At 47.8% G+C, this 18,405-nt stretch carries 16 protein-coding genes; 4 read left to right on the forward strand and 12 right to left on the reverse strand.

The window, feature by feature from the left end; translation table 11 throughout:
* Positions 1-139 precede the first annotated feature (139 nt).
* Entirely contained in the window at positions 140-748 is a 609-nt protein-coding gene (locus LZU85_RS03985) for a methylamine utilization protein (protein WP_237286425.1), read from the forward strand.
* Positions 745-3,114 carry a putative bifunctional diguanylate cyclase/phosphodiesterase gene (locus LZU85_RS03990; RefSeq protein WP_237286426.1) on the forward strand — a complete coding sequence of 790 codons (2,370 nt, stop codon included), beginning with the start codon at positions 745-747 and terminating at the stop codon, positions 3,112-3,114. Before LZU85_RS03985 ends, LZU85_RS03990 begins: the two co-directional genes overlap by 4 nt.
* Positions 3,115-3,137: 23 nt before the next feature.
* Here LZU85_RS03990 and cyoE read toward each other — a convergent pair whose 3' ends face one another.
* The 4 genes from cyoE to LZU85_RS04010 are packed head-to-tail and all read right to left on the reverse strand — an operon-like array spanning position 3,138 to position 6,362.
* The gene (gene cyoE, locus LZU85_RS03995; RefSeq protein WP_176299554.1) at positions 3,138-4,037 is read right to left on the reverse strand and encodes a heme o synthase; all 900 of its coding nucleotides are present in this window, start codon (positions 4,035-4,037) and stop codon (positions 3,138-3,140) included.
* Positions 4,030-5,055, reverse strand: coding sequence for a COX15/CtaA family protein (locus tag LZU85_RS04000; protein ID WP_237286427.1), 1,026 nt, complete (start codon positions 5,053-5,055; stop codon positions 4,030-4,032). The genes cyoE and LZU85_RS04000 overlap by 8 nt, the downstream gene beginning before the upstream one ends.
* Positions 5,056-5,068: 13 nt before the next feature.
* Entirely contained in the window at positions 5,069-5,602 is a 534-nt protein-coding gene (locus LZU85_RS04005) for a hypothetical protein (protein ID WP_015728101.1), read from the reverse strand.
* Entirely contained in the window at positions 5,583-6,362 is a 780-nt protein-coding gene (locus LZU85_RS04010; RefSeq protein WP_419795955.1) for an SURF1 family protein, read from the reverse strand. The genes LZU85_RS04005 and LZU85_RS04010 overlap by 20 nt, the downstream gene beginning before the upstream one ends.
* On the opposite strand from LZU85_RS04010, the gene LZU85_RS04015 reads away from it, so the two are divergent.
* Complete coding sequence (locus tag LZU85_RS04015; RefSeq protein WP_015728103.1) at positions 6,361-6,585, forward strand: DUF2909 domain-containing protein; 225 nt, start codon at positions 6,361-6,363, stop codon at positions 6,583-6,585. The genes LZU85_RS04010 and LZU85_RS04015 overlap by 2 nt on opposite strands.
* 10 nt (positions 6,586-6,595) lie before the next feature.
* Here LZU85_RS04015 and LZU85_RS04020 read toward each other — a convergent pair whose 3' ends face one another.
* The 8 genes from LZU85_RS04020 to nirB form a co-directional block, all read right to left on the reverse strand.
* The gene (locus LZU85_RS04020) at positions 6,596-7,480 is read right to left on the reverse strand and encodes a cytochrome c oxidase subunit 3 (protein ID WP_011081508.1); all 885 of its coding nucleotides are present in this window, start codon (positions 7,478-7,480) and stop codon (positions 6,596-6,598) included.
* Entirely contained in the window at positions 7,477-8,088 is a 612-nt protein-coding gene (locus LZU85_RS04025) for a cytochrome c oxidase assembly protein (RefSeq protein WP_225494416.1), read from the reverse strand. The genes LZU85_RS04020 and LZU85_RS04025 overlap by 4 nt, the downstream gene beginning before the upstream one ends.
* A gap of 6 nt (positions 8,089-8,094) precedes the next feature.
* Entirely contained in the window at positions 8,095-9,726 is a 1,632-nt protein-coding gene (ctaD, locus tag LZU85_RS04030; protein WP_237286429.1) for a cytochrome c oxidase subunit I, read from the reverse strand.
* Positions 9,723-10,859 (reverse strand): cytochrome c oxidase subunit II, encoded by a 1,137-nt coding sequence (gene coxB / locus LZU85_RS04035; RefSeq protein WP_474001637.1) that lies wholly within the window; start codon positions 10,857-10,859, stop codon positions 9,723-9,725. The genes ctaD and coxB overlap by 4 nt, the downstream gene beginning before the upstream one ends.
* 476 nt (positions 10,860-11,335) lie before the next feature.
* On the reverse strand, positions 11,336-12,097 hold the full coding sequence (gene cobA / locus LZU85_RS04040; protein ID WP_237286430.1) for a uroporphyrinogen-III C-methyltransferase: 762 nt from the start codon (positions 12,095-12,097) through the stop codon (positions 11,336-11,338).
* Positions 12,098-12,273: 176 nt separating this feature from the next.
* On the reverse strand, positions 12,274-13,131 hold the full coding sequence (locus LZU85_RS04045; protein WP_060533991.1) for a formate/nitrite transporter family protein: 858 nt from the start codon (positions 13,129-13,131) through the stop codon (positions 12,274-12,276).
* Positions 13,132-13,283: 152 nt separating this feature from the next.
* A complete protein-coding gene (nirD, locus tag LZU85_RS04050) occupies positions 13,284-13,607 on the reverse strand; it encodes a nitrite reductase small subunit NirD (protein WP_011081328.1) in 324 nt (107 codons plus the stop codon).
* A gap of 14 nt (positions 13,608-13,621) precedes the next feature.
* Complete coding sequence (gene nirB, locus LZU85_RS04055) at positions 13,622-16,183, reverse strand: nitrite reductase large subunit NirB (RefSeq protein WP_237286431.1); 2,562 nt, start codon at positions 16,181-16,183, stop codon at positions 13,622-13,624.
* Positions 16,184-16,691: 508 nt separating this feature from the next.
* On the opposite strand from nirB, the gene LZU85_RS04060 reads away from it, so the two are divergent.
* Positions 16,692-18,236, forward strand: coding sequence for a methyl-accepting chemotaxis protein (locus LZU85_RS04060; protein WP_237286432.1), 1,545 nt, complete (start codon positions 16,692-16,694; stop codon positions 18,234-18,236).
* The last annotated feature ends 169 nt before the right edge of the window (positions 18,237-18,405 follow it).

Genomic DNA, 18,405 nt, shown 5'->3' on the forward strand with positions numbered 1-18,405 from the left:
GCACAAGTTTCTTTCTACTTGCATCAAACATTCTGTTTGCCATCTTTCATCTATAGTTAAAACATCACCGCTATCAAGCCGTCACGAAAAGCGATGCACAGATCCAAAAACACAAATGAGCTATTGAGGAAGTACCATCGTGAGCAAACGAACTATTCATTTATTGTGGCTGTCTCTAGTTTCCTTGCCCGGCTTCGCCGCGGATTTGACAGTACGGGTATTCACTCAGCAAGGGGAACCTCTTGAAAACGCGGTCGTGTTTCTCAAGTCAGACGCGCTTCTTCAGTCTCTCCAGCCGATGCCTGTCACTGAATTAAGCCAAAACCACCGAACTTTTACCCCGAATGTATTGGTGATCACCAAAGGCAGTGCCGTTGAGTTTCCTAATCGTGATAGAGTTCGGCACCACGTTTACTCATTCTCAAACGCAAAAACATTTGAACTCAAACTCTATTCAGGTCGTCCAGAAAAACCCGTTGTGTTTGATAAGGCGGGGGTTGTCGAGATTGGCTGCAATATTCACGATAGCATGCTGGCATGGATTTTAGTCTCCGACACACCACTCTTCGCCACAACAGACAATCAAGGCGAAGTGCACTTCACTCAGCAACCAGCCGATACGTATCAGATTGAAGTGTGGCATTCTGCGTTACCCATTGGTTCTCCCCTCGTCACTCAAAGCAAACGCTTAACGGCAAACAATGCTGCTGTCGAAATCGTGATGCCCGCGTTAGGAGGGGATCTGTGAATTCGCTATTTGGTCACTACCTACGCACCAGCCTTGCTCGTCGCTTTGTTTCTCTGGTGATCGTGTTTCTTGCTGCTATCCAGCTGGTCAGCTTCGCTCTCGTCCAAACCACAGTCGAAACTCATGTAAGAGATGAGATTCAGAACACACTGGATGTTTCAAAACGCGTTTGGGAACAATTGCTAATCGAAACAAACTCCCGCTTACAACAGAGCGCAGACCTTCTCGCATCAGACTTTGGTTTTCGCACCGCCGTTGCAACACAAGATCAGCAGACAATCACTTCAGCATTGCAAAACAACGCTGCCCGAGTGGATGCGTCCGTTGCTGTACTTATCGATACTCAATGGCGTTTGAGAGCACTTTCAGAAGAAAATATTTCCGATGCCTCACGTGGTGAACTGGTTGTTGCAGTGCAACAGTTTTCCACCGAAACACCTTATCATTTAATGGTTTACCAAGGTAAACCGACACAATTTGTCTTAGCCCCTATTCGAGCACCACGCATTATTGGCTATGTGTTGTTTGGCTTTGAAATCACCGAACAGCGCATTGCGCTGGCTAGTCAACTGGCGAAGGTTGATATCGCACTCATATCATCACTCAACCATTCACCTAAGCGTTATGTGGTGTCTAACCAATCCATGATTAAAAACTATTTTTCCTTATTGAGCGATTCTCAAGCGATCTCCGATTCTCGAGAACAAGACCGTACAATAGCGGACAAAGTTTACGTAACGGATACATTGACTGAAAAGCTCGCCGGTCAAAATTGGATTTCCGTCGTTTTCCTTGAATCTTTGGATGCGGCAAGCCTTCGCTTTGACAAGCTCGCCTCTCAATATTTGTGGGTATCTGGATTGGCGATTGTGCTCTTTACTCTTGCCGTTCTTGCCTTATCTCATCGCGTTATCCGCCCTTTAATCACACTCACCAAAGCAACCGAAGCGCTGGCCGATGGCAACTACACGGCAACGATTGAAGGTACACAGCGTCCTGATGAAATTGGTCAACTGACAAGGGGATTTGATCAAATGCGCGGACGTCTTCAGGAGCAAAAACAGACCATCACCCAACTCGCTTACTTCGATACTTTGACGCATCTTCCGAACCGGGAACACTTCCGACAACACTTAAAACAAGAGCTGGCCCATCCATCGCTCAAATCAATTTCGGTCATCACCATCAACCTAGACCGCTTTAAACACATCAACGATGTATTGGGTTACCATGTGGGCGATGCGGTGTTACAAGAAATGGCGCAAAGACTCACGTTAACCTCGGAAAGCATCCCTCTTTTTGCTGCTCGAATCAGTGGTGACGAGTTTGTGGGTGAAATAAAAACCAACCGTGATGAGCTGGTTGACAGTGTTATAAGGATCAAACAACGTCTTGATGCCCCTTTCTATGTCAACGATACTCCAATTGATATCAGTGTCTCTATCGGGGTCGCCACTTGGCCAAGCGATGGCGGGGACGTTGATAGCTTACTTAACGCATCACAGATCGCCATGTACAGTGCCAAACGCAAAAAAGCACAAGTTGTTTTCTATGACAGTGCCTTGGTCACCGCCAATCCCGAAAATCTTTCTCTATTGTCAGAGTTGAGGCGGGCGCTATTACAAAATGAGTTACGCGTCTATCTTCAACCCAAAGTCATGGCCACGACCAAAGTGGTGTCGTCGGCAGAGGCGCTGATTCGCTGGCAACATCCTGAAAGAGGCCTGCTTGCCCCCTTCTTCTTTGTCCCTTTTGCTGAACAAACGGGTTATGTAAGGGAACTGACACGCTGGATGATACAACAAGTGATTCAGCATTGGCGGGAGTTACAGCCACTCTCCGGTCAACTGACTATTTCGGTCAATCTCTCGACATGGGATTTGATTAACCCCCAGCTTCTCGATGACTTACAACACTGGCTCAGCGAATACCATGTCCCTGCCAGTGGCCTCTGTTTAGAAATCACAGAAAGCGCCATCATGGAGGATCCAGAAACATCAGAACTGACGTTGCTGCAGCTGTCTCAAATGGGCTTTCATCTCTCTATCGATGACTTTGGTACCGGCTATTCTTCCCTGGGCTATCTACAGCGGCTACCCGTCAATGAATTGAAAGTCGACAAATCATTTGTTTTAAACATGCTGGAAAACCCAAATGATAAGGTGATCGTGAGTTCCACCCTCCACCTTGCACACAATCTAGGGTTACAGGTGGTGGCAGAAGGCGTGGAATCCTACGCCCTATTTGAATCACTTAGAGAGCTAGGCTGTGATGAAATACAAGGCTATTGTGTTAGCAAACCAATAGCCTTGGAAGAATTTATTGCATGGCGAGAAGAGTGGATGCAATCCAGCTCGATGCTGTAGCCTTTTGTTCGATCTTTCTTAATTTATCCAGCCAGTTGCTGATCGAGTAACAAAGCGCAAAACAGCAGCAACAAAAAGTAGATAGAGAAACGAAACATCTCGATTGCGGTGCGCTCTTCGGCTCGAAACTTGAGTTTTATTGCATACAGAACAAAACAGACATTCAGCACCAGGGCACTGAATAAATAGAGATAGCTGGCCATTCCAACCAACACGGGAAGCATACAAACCAACGCCAGCAGAATGGCATAGAGAAGAATCGACGTTTTGGTGTATTCAACGCCATGCGTCACTGGCAGCATGGGGATATTCACCTTGGCATAATCCTCTTTTCTGTGAATCGCCAACGCCCAAAAATGCGGAGGGGTCCAAATGAAAATGATCATCACCAACAACCATGCATGAGGATGTAACTCCCCCGTTATCGATGTCCAGCCTAGTAAGGGCGGCATCGCGCCAGCAATACCTGCAATCACGATATTTTGAGGGGTCGCTCGTTTTAAATAGAGTGTATAAACCACCGCATAGCCCAACAAACTGGCAAAGGTGAGATAGGCAGTGAGGCTATTTACCCAGAGCATTAGTGATAGAAACCCTAACGAACCGATGAGAAGCGCGAACAACAGCACATTGAAAGGGCTGACATCCCCTTTAGGAAGCGGCCGACGATACGTTCTTGCCATTTTGGCATCGATTCTTCTATCAATCAGATGATTAAACGCCGCCGCCGATCCCGCCATGAGCGCAATGCCGACCAAAGCGATCAGTGCCTGATGCCAAGTAAAGTGCTCATGAGGTGCCAAGCTCATACCAACCACCGACGTCAATAACATCAACGCGACCACTTTGGGCTTGGTAAGCGTCCAGTAAGTACTCCATGAAGATCGTGTTTGTGGCTTGTCGACGGATAACGTTTTACTCATATTTAAATCCCTCGAAATTGAGTTCTATACCCGGCTGTTCCTGCCAAAGCACATAGCTGCTCACACTCACCAACATAATCAGTAATGCGGCACCTAAGTTGTGAGCCACCGCGACAGAGAGTGGTAACTGATAGAGAACATTACTGATGCCCAACCCCACCTGTGCCAGCAAAACCAACCCAATCGCAATGGCCAGTTGCTGAACGATAGGTTCGCTTTGTTGATAGAGCCAAAAGCAGTAGGTCATCACACAGAAAAACGTGACCATGGCGCCGATACGATGCGTGACGTGAATGGTCATTCTGGCTGGATATTCCAAAACGCCAAACTCGTAGGTGTGGTGGCCTAAATTCCAAAAATCGAACGCGTTCTTCCAATCCAGATAGCTTACCCAATCCCCTTCACAAATCGGCAGTTCACTGCACATTAGTGCCGCGTAGTTGGATGACGTCCATCCGCCTAAAAGGATTTGCAAAGCCACCACAGCGATAACAAAAAATGAGAAAAACCGGAGTCTGGGATCGACAAACTGCCAGTCCACCATAAATTCGGTTGGTTTGAGTTGGCAATAGAGAATCGCAAGCAACACAAACAGTAAGAAGCCGCCGAGCAAATGCGCCATCACCACCACTGGCATGAGTTTCATGGTCACCGTCCACATGCCTAGCAGCGCCTGAGCGACAACCAACAATGAAAGCACAATTGGCACCACCTTCGGAGCTTTGGCTTTAAACAGACAGAGTAAGGTAATGGCGAAAATGAGAACGCCTAAGCTACCTGCAAAATAGCGATGAATCATTTCCAGCCACGCTTTGTTTGGTTCAACCAACATGCCGGGGAAATTAGCCTCCACAACGCTCAGTTCCGCCGCGCTATTCGGCACCGTGAGATGGCCGTAACAGCCGGGCCAGTCAGGGCATCCCAACCCCGCATCCGAAAGCCGCGTGTAAGCACCAAGTAGTATCACCACCGAGGTTAACACCAACGCAATTTGTACCATAATCCGATGAAGATTCATGGCTCCCTCCCCTTCAACCAACTCGCGAAAGTTTAAGCAGCTTCCTCAGATCTGAGAGTATTTCTTTATTTTGCTCTATGAGTGACTTGGTGGCGTTCAGTGGGTAGCGCATCACCAACTGACCTAGTGGATCGACGATCACCATATCCCCCGGTTTCAAAACGCTTTCAATCTGTTTTGTTATCACAACCTGCTCATATTTAAGATTAGTTGTTGTTGGAGAAAATGCCCAAACTACTGCTTCAACTCTCTCTTGATATTTGCCCAAAGCGAGATGATTTTGGCCTAAGAGATGCAGTTGCTGCTGGCAAAGTGCTTCACAAGACGTGGGCAGCAAGTACGCCAATTGCCACCCTTTTCCCTGAAATGGATTCACCTGCCCGAGACTTTGTAAGGTGGTATAGGGTTCTATCAACTCCCCTTTGTTTGAGACCCCGGATTGATACCAATGTTGTTCCAATACCACTTTCGCGACAATGGCCGGCAAAGCAAAGGTAAGAACCAACAGCAGCAGCATGAAACGGCCTCTATTTTGTGTGGAAATCATGCGACACCTCCTTGCGGCGAATGCGTAGGTAGCGAACAAAAATCATCGAAGAGATCAGCAATAACACCAACGCCATCGCAAACCACTGCATCGCATAGGCAAAATGCTTTTGACTCCCCATGCTCAGTGGCTGCCAAGGTTGAGGATAGGGCCAATGGGTGAGGTTATCAGGTTGAAACAATGTCGGTATGAGACTGACGTTGAATTGCTTGCTGAGATCCGCTATCACCATGTTTTGCACTCGTATTGGATCACTCGGTTCTAAATGGAGTTGGTCACTCAATGGGTTAACGGATTTTTGATACAACCTCCCAGTTAAAAACAGAGGTTCGCGAAAGCCTTGCACTTTGGGGAGAGATTGGCGTTGTAAACCACCGTCGACAAAACCGAGCTCCACCAACAGATAACTTCCCGGTTCATCCATCAATGTCATCACCTGATAAGCGAGATACCCCACTTTCCCGTTCCACGTTTGGTTGTCGAGCAGCACAATGGGCAACGCACTTGGCGCGACATTGGTTTCCACTCTCACTCCCGTCACCGAAAACGCGGCTTCGTGTTCCACATTGAGCACATCAAGCAAGGGCTGCGGTGCTTGCAAAGCACGCTGTTGTAACTCTATTTCAAGTTGCGATTTTTCCTCTGCACGCGAGAGCTGCCATAAACCCAGTTTGACCAACAGGGTAAATACGACCAAAGTTAACAATGCGGCGACAATGGCGCCGGGCGATCGGATCAACGCAGCTTTCGGAGTCACTATGCCGATATTTCTATTCAAATTGATACTGGTTCTTCTGCTATTGTTCATTATTGCCAACTTGGGTTTAGCCCTATTCCATATGGTGCGTGCCGACTCTTCTCCCAATGGGAAATCCATGAGCCACTATTTGGGGCGCAGAGTGATGCTCTCCGCATTGGTGGTGCTGTTTCTGCTGATCGCGTTAACAACGGGTTGGGTAGAACCCAACCCAAGACCATACTAAATTGATTGCATTACAGAACGTAGACAAAAACAAACAAACAGAGCCAAACCACGTCAACAAAATGCCAATACCAACTACCCGCTTGAAAGGCAAAATGATCTTTCGGCGTGAAATGATCTTTGGCGATGCGTCCGAGTAACACGATCAAAAACGTCGTACCTAAGAACACATGCATGCCGTGAAAACCCGTCAAGAGAAAGAAGGTATTGCCATAAATGCCCGATTGCAGTGTCAGCCCCATTTCCTGATAAGCATGGGCATATTCCTCGACTTGATAGAAAAGGAAGAAGCCCGCGAGGACGATGGTGATCTCCAACCAAACAATCAACGCCATACGTTGATTTTTCTCTAAGCTGGTATGCGCCAAATGCAGGGTAATCGATGAGGTCAACAAAATGATGGTATTAACCAAAGGGATCCCTTGCCATGGCATCGCTTGTGTTTCTTGACCAGATGGTGTGGTGGTCAGAGGCCAAAGGGCTTCAAAGCTTGGCCACAAAATCTCATGCGTCATGGCATTGTTGTCTGCCCCACCAAGCCATGGCACTGCCACCATTCTTGCGTAGAAAAGCGCACCAAAAAACGCGCCGAAAAACATCACCTCAGAAAAAATAAACCAACTCATTCCTTGTCGAAACGAGCGGGCAATCTGCTCGCTGTATTTTCCGGTGAGTGATTCGGTGATCACGTTGCTAAACCACCCTGCCAGCATATACAGCAAGGTGACAAAACCGACGATTAAAATCACATTGCCAATTGGCCCCACGGGTCCTTCGATTTGCGTTCCCTGAACGGTCATGCCAGCCCCAACGGCAATCATAAAGAGCGCAAAAGCCCCAAGAATCGGCCAATTGCTTTGGGCAGGAACATAATATGACGGATGTTTGTTACTCATAGCTCAGCTCCCTGAGGCAGTGGATTGGTTGCCTCCTTGAGTCCAGATAATTGCGCGAGTTTCTCTCTGTCGGCTTGTTCAACGGGTAATCGATACAAGGTGTAAGAGAGCGTTAATGTGTGAATTTCGGCGGGTAAGTCAGGTTCGATGTAGAAAATCAACGGCATCTGTGCCAACTGATTTCCTTCAATGGGTTGGCGATTAAAACAAAAACACTCAATCTTGTTGAAAAATGCCGCACCCTGTCCCGGAGACACCGAAGGCACAGCCTGACCAACTAAGATCTCTTGGCTGAGGTTTTGCGCCAGATACGCCGTTTGAATTACTTCTCCCGGATGCACATTGAGCGTAACCGATTGCGGTTTGAAGCTCCACGGCATATCTGGTGAAACATGCGCCATAAACTCGACGCGAATGGTTCGGCTGGTATCAATTTGCAACCCTACCGGAGCCGCCACGGCAACATTATCGGTTTTACCATTGATGCCAAGCACATCGCACATCACGTCATACAGAGGCACCAACGCAAAACCGAAACCAAACATCGCCAAAGCCGCCATCGTCAGCTTAAGTGTCAGAACGCGGTTCGATCTTCCCCCAGTCATCATGTCACCTCAATCCACTTTGGGTGGTGTCGAGAAGGTGTGATGTGGGGCTGGGCTAGGCACTGTCCACTCTAACCCTTCCGCTCTTTCCCACGGTTTGGCTGCGGCTTTGTCGCCCCCTTTGACGCATTTAATCACCAGCCAGAGGAAGATAAGCTGCGATAAGCCAAAGGCAAATCCGCCAATCGAGACAATCTGATTCACATCAGCAAACTGAATCGCGTAGTCTGGAATACGTCGTGGCATCCCCGCCAAGCCAAGGAAATGCATTGGGAAGAAAAGGATATTGACCGAAATCACCGAGCACCAAAAATGCCACAAACTAAGCCGCTGGTCGTACATATGCCCCGTCCACTTAGGCAGCCAATAATAGGCCGCCGCCATGATGGAGAACACCGCACCAGAAACCAGCACATAGTGGAAATGGGCCACTACAAAATAGGTATCGTGATATTGAAAATCCGCTGGAACAATCGCCAACATCAGGCCGGAGAAACCACCAATGGTGAACAACACAATAAAGGCGATCGCAAACAACATCGGCGTTTCAAACGTCAACGAGCCGCGCCACATAGTCGCAACCCAGTTAAACACTTTAACCCCAGTCGGAACCGCAATCATCATGGTGCAATACATAAAGAACAGCTCGGCAAATACTGGCATGCCAGTGGTGAACATATGGTGTGCCCACACCACAAACGAGAGCAGTGCAATACTACAGGTGGCGTAAACCATTGAGTGATAGCCAAAAAGCTTTTTGCCACTAAACGCTGGGATGATGGCGGAGACAATACCGAAGGACGGCAAAATCATGATGTAAACTTCAGGGTGGCCGAAGAACCAAAAGATGTGTTGGAACATCACAGGGTCACCACCACCTGCCGCGTCAAAGAAACTGGTGCCGAAATACTTATCTGTCAGCACCATGGTCACAGCCCCTGCCAACACGGGCATCACAGCAATCAACAAAAATGCCGTAATCAACCAAGTCCAAACGAACATCGGTAGCTTAAACCAGGTCATACCCGGAGCACGCATATTAACGATGGTCACTATCACATTGATCGCGCCCATGATGGAGCTGATCCCCATAATGTGCACAGAGAACACAAACAGTGCCGTGCTATCGGGGCCATACTTGGTCGAAAGCGGCGCATAGAAAGTCCAACCAAAATCAGGGCCGCCGCCGGGTAAAAACAGCGAACCGATGAGGATTAAAAAGGCAAAAGGCAAAATCCAAAAGCTCAAGTTATTCATTCTTGGCAACGCCATATCCGGCGCACCAATCATCATCGGAATCATCCAGTTGGCGAGGCCAGTGAAGGCTGGCATGACCGCACCAAACACCATCACCAAACCGTGAACTGTGGTCATTTGATTAAAGAATTGCGGATCCACCAATTGCAAACCTGGTTGAAAGAGTTCCGCGCGAATAACCATCGCCATCGCACCACCGGTTAAAAACATGATGAAGCTAAACCAAAGGTAGAGCGTGCCAATGTCTTTGTGATTGGTGGAGTAGATCCAACGGCCTATGCCAGAAGGTTGATGATGTTCATGAGTATCGCTTTCCACTGCCACAGCACTAGACAGTTCACTTTCTGCCGACGCAGATTTGACCGGTTTTTCAAATTGACTCATTGTCCCTCCCCGCGACTCTGCGCTTTATGGGCGTTGACGTCAGCCGCTTGCACCGCATCACCTGTGTCATTACCAAAGGCATTGCGTTGATACGTGACCACCGAAGCAATCTCTTGCTCAGAAAGCTGATTGGCAAAAGCTTGCATTGCGGTTCCAGCTTTACCATTAAGAACAATGTCGATGTGCTTGTCGCGATCCCCAGTGGCAATCGCACTGCCTTTAATGGCGGGAAAGGCTCCGGGGATCCCCATGCCATTGGCTTGATGGCAAACCGCGCATCGCGCGCTGTAAATCGCTTCACCTTGAGCCATCAACTCATCCAGCGAGAGTGTTTGCGTTAGTGCCGATGCTGCCGCTTGCTTCGCTTCGGCTAACTCGGTTTTCTTATTGGCAAGCCATTGTTCAAAATCGTTCTCCTTCATGGCATGCACCACCACGGGCATAAATCCATGTGCTCGACCACACAACTCAGCACACTGGCCACGGTATACCCCGGGCTGGTCGATGCGCGTCCATGCTTCATTGATGAAACCGGGGATAGTATCTTTCTTCACCGCAAAGTCGGGCACCCACCACGAATGAATGACATCATCAGAAGTGAGAAGAAAACGGATCTTACGATTGATGGGAATGACCAGAGGATTATCCACTTCCAACAAATAATTGGCCCCTTTAACTTCAAGACCATCAATCTGCTTTTGCGAGGTCGCCAGTAAACTGAAGAACTCAACGTCTTCCCCGAAATAGCTGTAGTGCCATTTCCACTGAGAACCGGTAATTTTAACCGTCAGATCAGATTGAGATGTGTCCTCCATCGCCACCAACGTTTTGGTGGCTGGAATCGCCATCGCGATGAGGATCAAAATCGGAATCACCGTCCATATCACTTCCACTTTGGTGCTTTCATGAAAATGCGCAGCGACGGCCCCTTTCGATTTTCGGTGTTTAAAAATGGCATAGAACATGGCCCCAAACACAATCAGTGCTATGGCACAGCAGATATAAAAAATCAGCATGTGCAACTCATACACCTGCTGACTGATCTGTGTGACCCCTTGGGTCATATTGAAGTCTGTTTGCGATGCAATGGCTGGCGCACCGAAGCCGACTAGCATCAGGTCAAACAGCCCCATCAGTGTGAGAAATCGTTTCTTCAAAAGCTGTCTCCTCTGACTCACCGCGCCAACGTTGAGATTGATAAAGTCGAATCTAAACGACATATGCTTTTGTTATGTTTATGTTAAAAAGCTAGACTCGGTTATGACTTTGTTCAAGAAAATATCTGAAAACAACGAACAATATTGTCAGCAGCATGACGCTAAACAGAGCGGTGTGTCGTCATTAAAACCTTGCTAGCAGGGGTTGAAGCGGTGCTGAGGATCCGCATTAGTGAGGCTGTTTGGCTTAATATACAGGCACAGCTGTCGCTCTTTGAGGAGTCTCACCGAGTAACAGATGACAACGAAGCGCCTTCGTTTACCCGAAGACAATTGGTAGGGGTAGATTCTTAGTCAAAGGTAGAAGCATCCCAAACAGATGACTAGCCAAAAGCCATCTGTAGGTTGGGATTTCAACTGGCCACAGCGATGACCACTTATGGCCCAAAGAGCTAATTAAACCACTTGAGTTTGTCATGCAGCGAGGTCACGCTGCCAACCACGATCAAAGCGGGACTGATTGCTTGAGTGGCCAATTCAGGGAGTTGTGTCAGGCTGCCCGTCAATACGCGCTGTTCGCGACGGGTGCCATTTTCAATAATCGCGCACGACGTTGACGCATCCAACCCGTTTTCAAGCAATTTCTCCGCGATATAGCGGCACTGCTTTAACCCCATATAAAACACCAAAGTGTTGTTGGCCTGCGCCAATGATGGCCACTCTATCTCTTTGCCATCTTTTTGAATGTGCCCAGTAATAAACTGCACGCTTTGCGCGTGATCTCTGTGGGTAAGCGGAATACCAGCATAGGCCGTTGCCCCCGCCGCCGCGGTGATGCCCGGCACCACTTCAAAACGCACACCATGTTCCGCTAACTCTTCAAGCTCTTCCCCACCACGACCGAAGATGAACGAGTCGCCCCCTTTCAAGCGAACCACGCGTTTGCCTTCCAACGCTTTTCTCACCAGAATTTGGTTGATCTCTTCTTGCGGAACACAATGAAAATCAAGCTTCTTACCCACGTAGATCATTTCCGCCTTTTCGTTGGCTAACGCGAGAATTTCCGGTGAAACCAAACGGTCGTATACCACCACTTCCGCTTGTTGAATCACTCGGTAGCCCTTGACCGTGAGCAAATCCGGATCGCCAGGGCCCGCGCCGACAAGAGAAACAAAACCTTGATTTTGCAATGAGGATAAAGAAGTTAGCGTCATGGTTGAGCCTATTGAATAAATTTGATGATAAAGAGTACCACTCTGCGCCTCTCTGTGAGGGAAATGTTTACTTTTTATCAGCAAAACGAGTGAATGGTGGTTGCTGTGTTGGCGATTTTCTCAGTGTTGAATCAGTTGAATCGTCGCCCTGAGGGAACACCTCAGGGCGATATGGTTTATTTGATGCTCAGCGCAGGTTCTGCATTGATTTCAGTTTGCTTTTCAGTCACATCAATCGCTGGTGCTGTTTTCGCATGAGTCAGGTACAGAGGAATACAAGTGAACAGCAAGCCGCCTACGATGTTACCAAGAATGGTTGGGATCAGGTTAAAGTTCAACCAAGTCGCGATACCAAAATCCGCACCCAGCATCATACCTAGCGGGAATAGGAACATGTTCACCACCGCGTGTTCGAAAACCAACGCAAAGAAGATAAAGATAGGTAGCCACATTGCCGCAATCTTGCCTGCAACGGTACGCGCAGACAGGTTACCAATCACGCCTAGACACACCATCAAGTTACACAGAATACCGCGCACGAAACAGGTGATCCAGCCGTCAGCACCTAGGTTTTCAAAACCGACTGTACGAGCAGTCGCTGCCTTAATAAAGGTTTGACCAACCGCATTTGGTTCAACACTGAAGTTCATGGTTAGCGAAAGCGCAATTAAAAACGCCACAAGCAGTGAACCAATTAAGTTGCCCAGACCAACAAGGCCCCAACAACGTAAGATACGGCCCCAAGTAATACCCGGACGGTTTTCAAATTTCGCTAACGGTGCAAGACCAAAAACACCTGTCACCAAGTCGTAACCCATTAGGCTGAGGATACAAAAACCCACAGGGAACACTAACGCGCCCACGATGCCAATGCCTGTTTGCGTAATGGTGGTAATCGCCACCACAACCGCCAACGACAGAATGATACCTGCCATCATACCGCGCAGTAACAAATCACGCGTCGAAGTTTTTACTTTCGCTTCACCAACATCAATCATGGTTTGTACGAACTCTGCAGGTCTTAAGTCAGACATAATGCGTCCCTTTATAAAAGTTAAAATTAAAAGTGAAAGATTGAATAGAGAAAGGCTTCCTGTTCATTTTCGTCTTTTCCCTACAAAAATCCGTTAAGGGAACAAGAAACCTTTGTGCTATTGAATCTCTTACCAGCTTACCTAACGCTTAGTTAAGCAGAGATTTCGACAATGCCGTTATTGACGCGCGCTTGGTATGCTTTGATGTTAAAACGTTCATCTTCCATACACGCACCCGTTGCCAAGTTAAAGCGCTGCTTTTTCAGTGGACTCGCAACCCAAAGCTCGCCTTTGTGCTCGGCGATCAAACCGCGAGATAACACGTTTGAGCGCGCAAATGGGTCCATGTTACTGATAGCAAATACCTGCTCTTCTTCACTTGGTCTAAACAGCGCAATTTGCTGCCCATTGACCAAGGCACAAACACCCGTACCTGGAATAATGTCGTTAATGTCGCATACTTGTTCAAAAGCCATGTTTGCTTCTCCTATTATTCCGTTACCGCTACGTGCAAGATGTCACCTTTCAACTCTGGGTGTTTCTCTGCAAACGTTGCTGGGCGATGTTGTTGACGCTCTGAAACAAACACAACGTTTTCATCACGCTTGTCTGAGTTAATAAAGTGCGCAAAGCGTGTTAGCTGAGCTTCATCGTTAATGGTTTCATTCCATTCACAGCGATACGCTTCCACCAATTTCGCGATGTCCGCTTCCAACTGTTCATTGATGCCTAATTTGTCTTCAACAATCACTTGGCGTAGGTAGTCCACCCCCCCTTCCATGTTGCCTAGCCACACAGAGGTGCGCTGCAGTGGCGCAGAAGTGCGGATGTAGAACATCATGAAACGGTCGATGTATTTGATCAGCGTTTCTTGGTCTAAGTCGCTAGCCAGCAAATCAGCGTGGCGAGGCTTCATACCGCCATTACCACACACGTACATGTTCCAGCCTGCGTCTGTGGCGATAATGCCGAGGTCTTTACCCTGCGCTTCAGCACATTCACGCGTACAGCCTGACACACCAAATTTCATCTTGTGCGGAGTGCGGATGCCTTTGTAGCGGTTCTCGATAAACACGCCAAGACCTACCGAATCCTGAACACCGTAACGACACCAGGTTGAACCCACACAGGTCTTCGCCATGCGCAGTGCTTTGGCATACGCTTGGCCAGTCTCATAGCCAGCGGCAATCAGTTTTTTCCAGATGGCTGGAAGATCGTCTTTTTGTGCACCAAACAGACCAATACGCTGAGCACCCGTTACTTTGGTGTAGAGGTTGTACTCAGCCGCGACTTCCGCCAATACTTTCAGTGCTTGCGGTGTCACTTCACCACCTGCCATACGTGGGATCACAGAATAAGTGCCGTCTTTTTGCATGTTGCCGAGGAAGTTGTCGTTGGTGTCGTGCAACTTCACTAACTGAGGCTTCAGGATGTGCTCACCCCAGCATGACGCCAAAATTGAACCCACTGCTGGCTTACACACTTCACAGCCATAGCCTTTGCCGTGTTTTGCCAACAGTTCGTCGAAGGTTTTGATCTCTTCGATACGAATAAGGTGGAACAGCTCTTGGCGAGAGTACGCGAAGTGTTCACAGATATCGCTTTTCACTTCAACACCCGCTTTTGCAAGCTCAGCGTTTAGTACCGAAGTAACCAGTGGAATACAACCACCACAGCCAGTGCCTGCACCGGTAACCGCTTTGATATCGCCGATGGTGTGATGACCGTCAGCCACCGCTTGCGCGATTTTGCCTTTAGTCACATCGAAACACGAACAGATCACCGCAGAATCTGGTAATGAATCTGCGCCGAGTTTTGGCTTCTCAGCACCAGCGTGCGCCGGCAGGATCAAGGTATCTGGATGCTGTGGCAGCTCAATTTCATTCAACATCAGTTGCAGTAAGTCACCGTAATCCGACGTGTCACCTACCATTACTGCGCCGAGTAATTTCTTGTTGTCTGCTGAAACGATCAAACGCTTGTAGACTTCAAGCTCTTCGTTTTGATAAACGTAGCTCTTACAACCAGGAGTGCGACCATTAGCGTCGCCAATCGAGCCTACTTTGACACCCAGCAGTTTGAGCTTGGCAGACATATCCGCCCCTTCAAACTTGCTGTCAATGTTGCCGAGTAGGTGATCCACGGCAACTGTCGCCATTTTGTAACCCGGCGCAACCAGCCCGTAGAACATCTTATTCCATGACGCACATTCACCAATGGCGTAGATATTGTTGTCTGTGGTTTGACAGTGGTCGTTAATTTCAATACCACCACGAGGTGCGATACCAAGGCCCATTTGGCGAGCCAGTTTGTCTTGAGGACGGATACCCGCAGAGAACACGATGAAGTCAGTCTCAAGCTCAGTGCCATCGGCAAAGCGCATCACATTGCGTGCTTGTTTACCTTCTGCTGCGATTTCCAAGGTGTTTTTGCTGGTATGAACTTTCACGCCCATACGTTCGATTTTTTGACGAAGTTGGTCACCACCCGCTTGATCAAGCTGTTCAGCCATCAGTTTAGGGGCAAACTCGACCACGTGTGTTTCCATACCAAGGGCTTTTAGTGCACCCGCCGCTTCCAAACCAAGCAAACCACCGCCAATCACTACACCGCTTTTACTCTTCTTCGCGCAGAGCTCGATAGCTTTAAGATCTTCGATGGTGCGGTAAACGAAACAATCTTTGCTCTCATTACCTTTGATTGGTGGAACAAATGGGTAAGAACCTGTCGCAAGAATCAGCTTATCGTATTGAATTTCACGGCCCGAACTCGAATACACCGTTTGTTTTTCACGGTTGATATTGATCGCGCGTTCACCTAGCAGCACTTTGATCGCGTGCTTTTCATAAAAGCCCGTTTTAACCAGCGAAAGTTCATCTGCGGTGTGATGTGAAAAGTATGAAGAAAGGTGAACACGATCGTACGCGACGCGTGGTTCTTCACAAAATACGGTGATGTCGTACTGAGAAACATCCGTTTTATCAACCAGATCTTCGATATAACGGTGGCCGACCATCCCGTTACCGACAATCACTAGCTTCAACTTGCTCATAATACTTCCTAAGGGTTAGGTTCTTATCTGAGCGCATTGTTAATTATGAAAGAAAATGAAAATATGATGTAAATCAATTACGAAATTAAACTACCCTAAAGGGGTAGACACTTTAGGGTTAGATGGATAAACCCTTAAAAATGTGGGGTTGGACACTTTCCATACCAACATGAACAGCGACATTTGGAAAAGAAGATCGTTCTAAAGCAAAATTGTTGTAATATTTTTTCACACTTTATCCCATCTTAACGACCGTCAATGATCGAAAACGAACAATTGATACGATCGATGTCACGATACCAATGTAACAATTTGTTTTAAGTGTTTTATTTTCCACACCAAGTTGAAGCGAATCACCTTTTAATAACCAGTTTATTAATATCCCTAAAGCTTTGATTCAGGTCATAAATGTGATGATTATTCAAGCTGTATCATAGCCACCGGTGTACTCAAAAACACCTTTCCGCGACTTGCTCTATCACACATTCTAAGAGAAATAATATTCAAAATGACCACCCAATCTACGCTCAACAAACACTATTCAGAACGTGCCAATCTAATCTCAACCACTAACCCAGACAGCATCATTACTTACGCGAACAACGAGTTTTGTGATATTGCCGGGTTCTCACAGCAGGAGTTAGTTGGCAATCCTCATAACATGGTTCGTCACCCTGATATGCCAAAGCAAGCTTTTGCTCAGCTGTGGCAATACTTACGCTCAGGAAAAAGCTGGATGGGGTTAGTAAAAAACCGATGCAGCGATGGGAAACATTACTGGGTGTCGGCGTTCGTTACACCGATCAAAAGTGCTGATGGAGACATCATTGAATTTCAATCCGTCCGTTCTAGACCAAGCGCAGAACAAGTAGCACGAGCACAGGCGCTTTACGATCAGCTGCGAGCGAATAAATATCGTGCAAAACCAAGGCTCACTTTCCACCACCTTTCTACTCTTGGTTCTTTTGCAACTGCGGGCTTAATTTTGGCTGGCACATTCACCGCTTCTAGCGCCTTACTCACTCTTAGCAGTGGTTGCGCTTTGCTTTTGGGGGTTAACGCTCTCTACCAAGCGAAACGATTTGGCAATCTTCGAACCCTAGCTCATGATGCCTACCATAATCCCCTCATGGAGAAGCCTTATACCAATCATTTTGACGATTACTCACAAATCGAGTTGGCGTTAATGATGAAAAAGGCGGAATTGCGCGCGGTGACGGCTCGTGCCACTGAAACTACCGGCGGAATTCTGATCTCAGCAGAAGAGGAATTTGCCACCATTCAGTCCATCGGTGCCAGCTTAGATCAACAATGCCACGAAACGCAGCAAGTGGCCGCCGCCGTTGAGGAGCTGACTCACTCGATCAATGAGGTGGCGAATGCGGCGTCTGCCGCGTCCATGCTAACAGAAGAAGCCAATGAGGCGTCTCAAACCGGCTTGGAGAGCATTGGAACCACCATACGAGTGGTGGATGCCATGGCCAAAGAGCTGGAACACTCTAAAGCCGTGATTGAGCAGTTATCGAACCATACTCAGAAAATCGACAGTATTTTAGAAGTGATCACCACCATCTCTGAACAGACCAATCTATTGGCGTTAAACGCTGCAATTGAAGCAGCACGTGCTGGGGAGGCGGGCCGTGGCTTTGCCGTGGTGGCCGATGAAGTCCGGAATTTGGCCTCAAAAACGGGCAGCAGTGCCAATGAGATCCATGCGATGATCAGTCAGCTTCAAACAACGGCCAAACAAGCGGTGGAAGCAATGAACACGGGGGTGGGTTTGTCTCAGGATTGTAAGAAACAAGCCGATGCAACAGGCGATGTTCTTTCCGTTATTCGCAATAAGCTGGATGCGGTAACAGACAGCAGCCATCAAATCGCTACTGCGGTAGAGCAACAAGCCAGTGTAACGCATGAGATCAATCGCAACATCGTCAACATCAAGCAGCTCGCCGATGAGACATCTCAGTCGTCTCAAAGCTCTGTGCAACGCACCAGCCACTTAGTGGACAGTATTGAAGACTTACAGCGACTAATGAAGCAGTTTGTTTAACGCCAGAAATTATCTATCGACCAACATATTCTCCCAATAATCAACGGAAGTATTTTTCATATTGAGTTTTCTCAGCGCCTTACCACAGGCGCTGATTGTTTCTCTCGATACTTTTCTATTCGCCGGTTTCGTTTCCTATACTTGAGAAAAGCGGCTCCTGAAGGAAATC

The sequence above is a fragment of the Vibrio floridensis genome (assembly GCF_021852965.1).
Lineage (GTDB): Bacteria > Pseudomonadota > Gammaproteobacteria > Enterobacterales > Vibrionaceae > Vibrio > Vibrio floridensis.

Coding starts and splice junctions, on each gene's coding strand:
- cobA (WP_237286430.1), bottom strand. CDS start 12,097: ATGACGCTAACTTCTTTATCCTCATTGCAAAATCAAGGTTTTGTTTCT.
- LZU85_RS04025 (WP_225494416.1), bottom strand. CDS start 8,088: ATGATGACTGGGGGAAGATCGAACCGCGTTCTGACACTTAAGCTGACG.
- cyoE (WP_176299554.1), bottom strand. CDS start 4,037: ATGAGTAAAACGTTATCCGTCGACAAGCCACAAACACGATCTTCATGG.
- nirB (WP_237286431.1), bottom strand. CDS start 16,183: ATGAGCAAGTTGAAGCTAGTGATTGTCGGTAACGGGATGGTCGGCCAC.
- ctaD (WP_237286429.1), bottom strand. CDS start 9,726: ATGAGTCAATTTGAAAAACCGGTCAAATCTGCGTCGGCAGAAAGTGAA.
- LZU85_RS04020 (WP_011081508.1), bottom strand. CDS start 7,480: ATGAGTAACAAACATCCGTCATATTATGTTCCTGCCCAAAGCAATTGG.
- LZU85_RS04015 (WP_015728103.1), top strand. CDS start 6,361: ATGCCGATATTTCTATTCAAATTGATACTGGTTCTTCTGCTATTGTTC.
- coxB (WP_474001637.1), bottom strand. CDS start 10,859: ATGGGGCTGTTTGACCTGATGCTAGTCGGCTTCGGTGCGCCAGCCATT.
- LZU85_RS04060 (WP_237286432.1), top strand. CDS start 16,692: ATGACCACCCAATCTACGCTCAACAAACACTATTCAGAACGTGCCAAT.
- LZU85_RS04005 (WP_015728101.1), bottom strand. CDS start 5,602: ATGATTTCCACACAAAATAGAGGCCGTTTCATGCTGCTGCTGTTGGTT.
- LZU85_RS04000 (WP_237286427.1), bottom strand. CDS start 5,055: ATGAATCTTCATCGGATTATGGTACAAATTGCGTTGGTGTTAACCTCG.
- nirD (WP_011081328.1), bottom strand. CDS start 13,607: ATGGCTTTTGAACAAGTATGCGACATTAACGACATTATTCCAGGTACG.
- LZU85_RS04045 (WP_060533991.1), bottom strand. CDS start 13,131: ATGTCTGACTTAAGACCTGCAGAGTTCGTACAAACCATGATTGATGTT.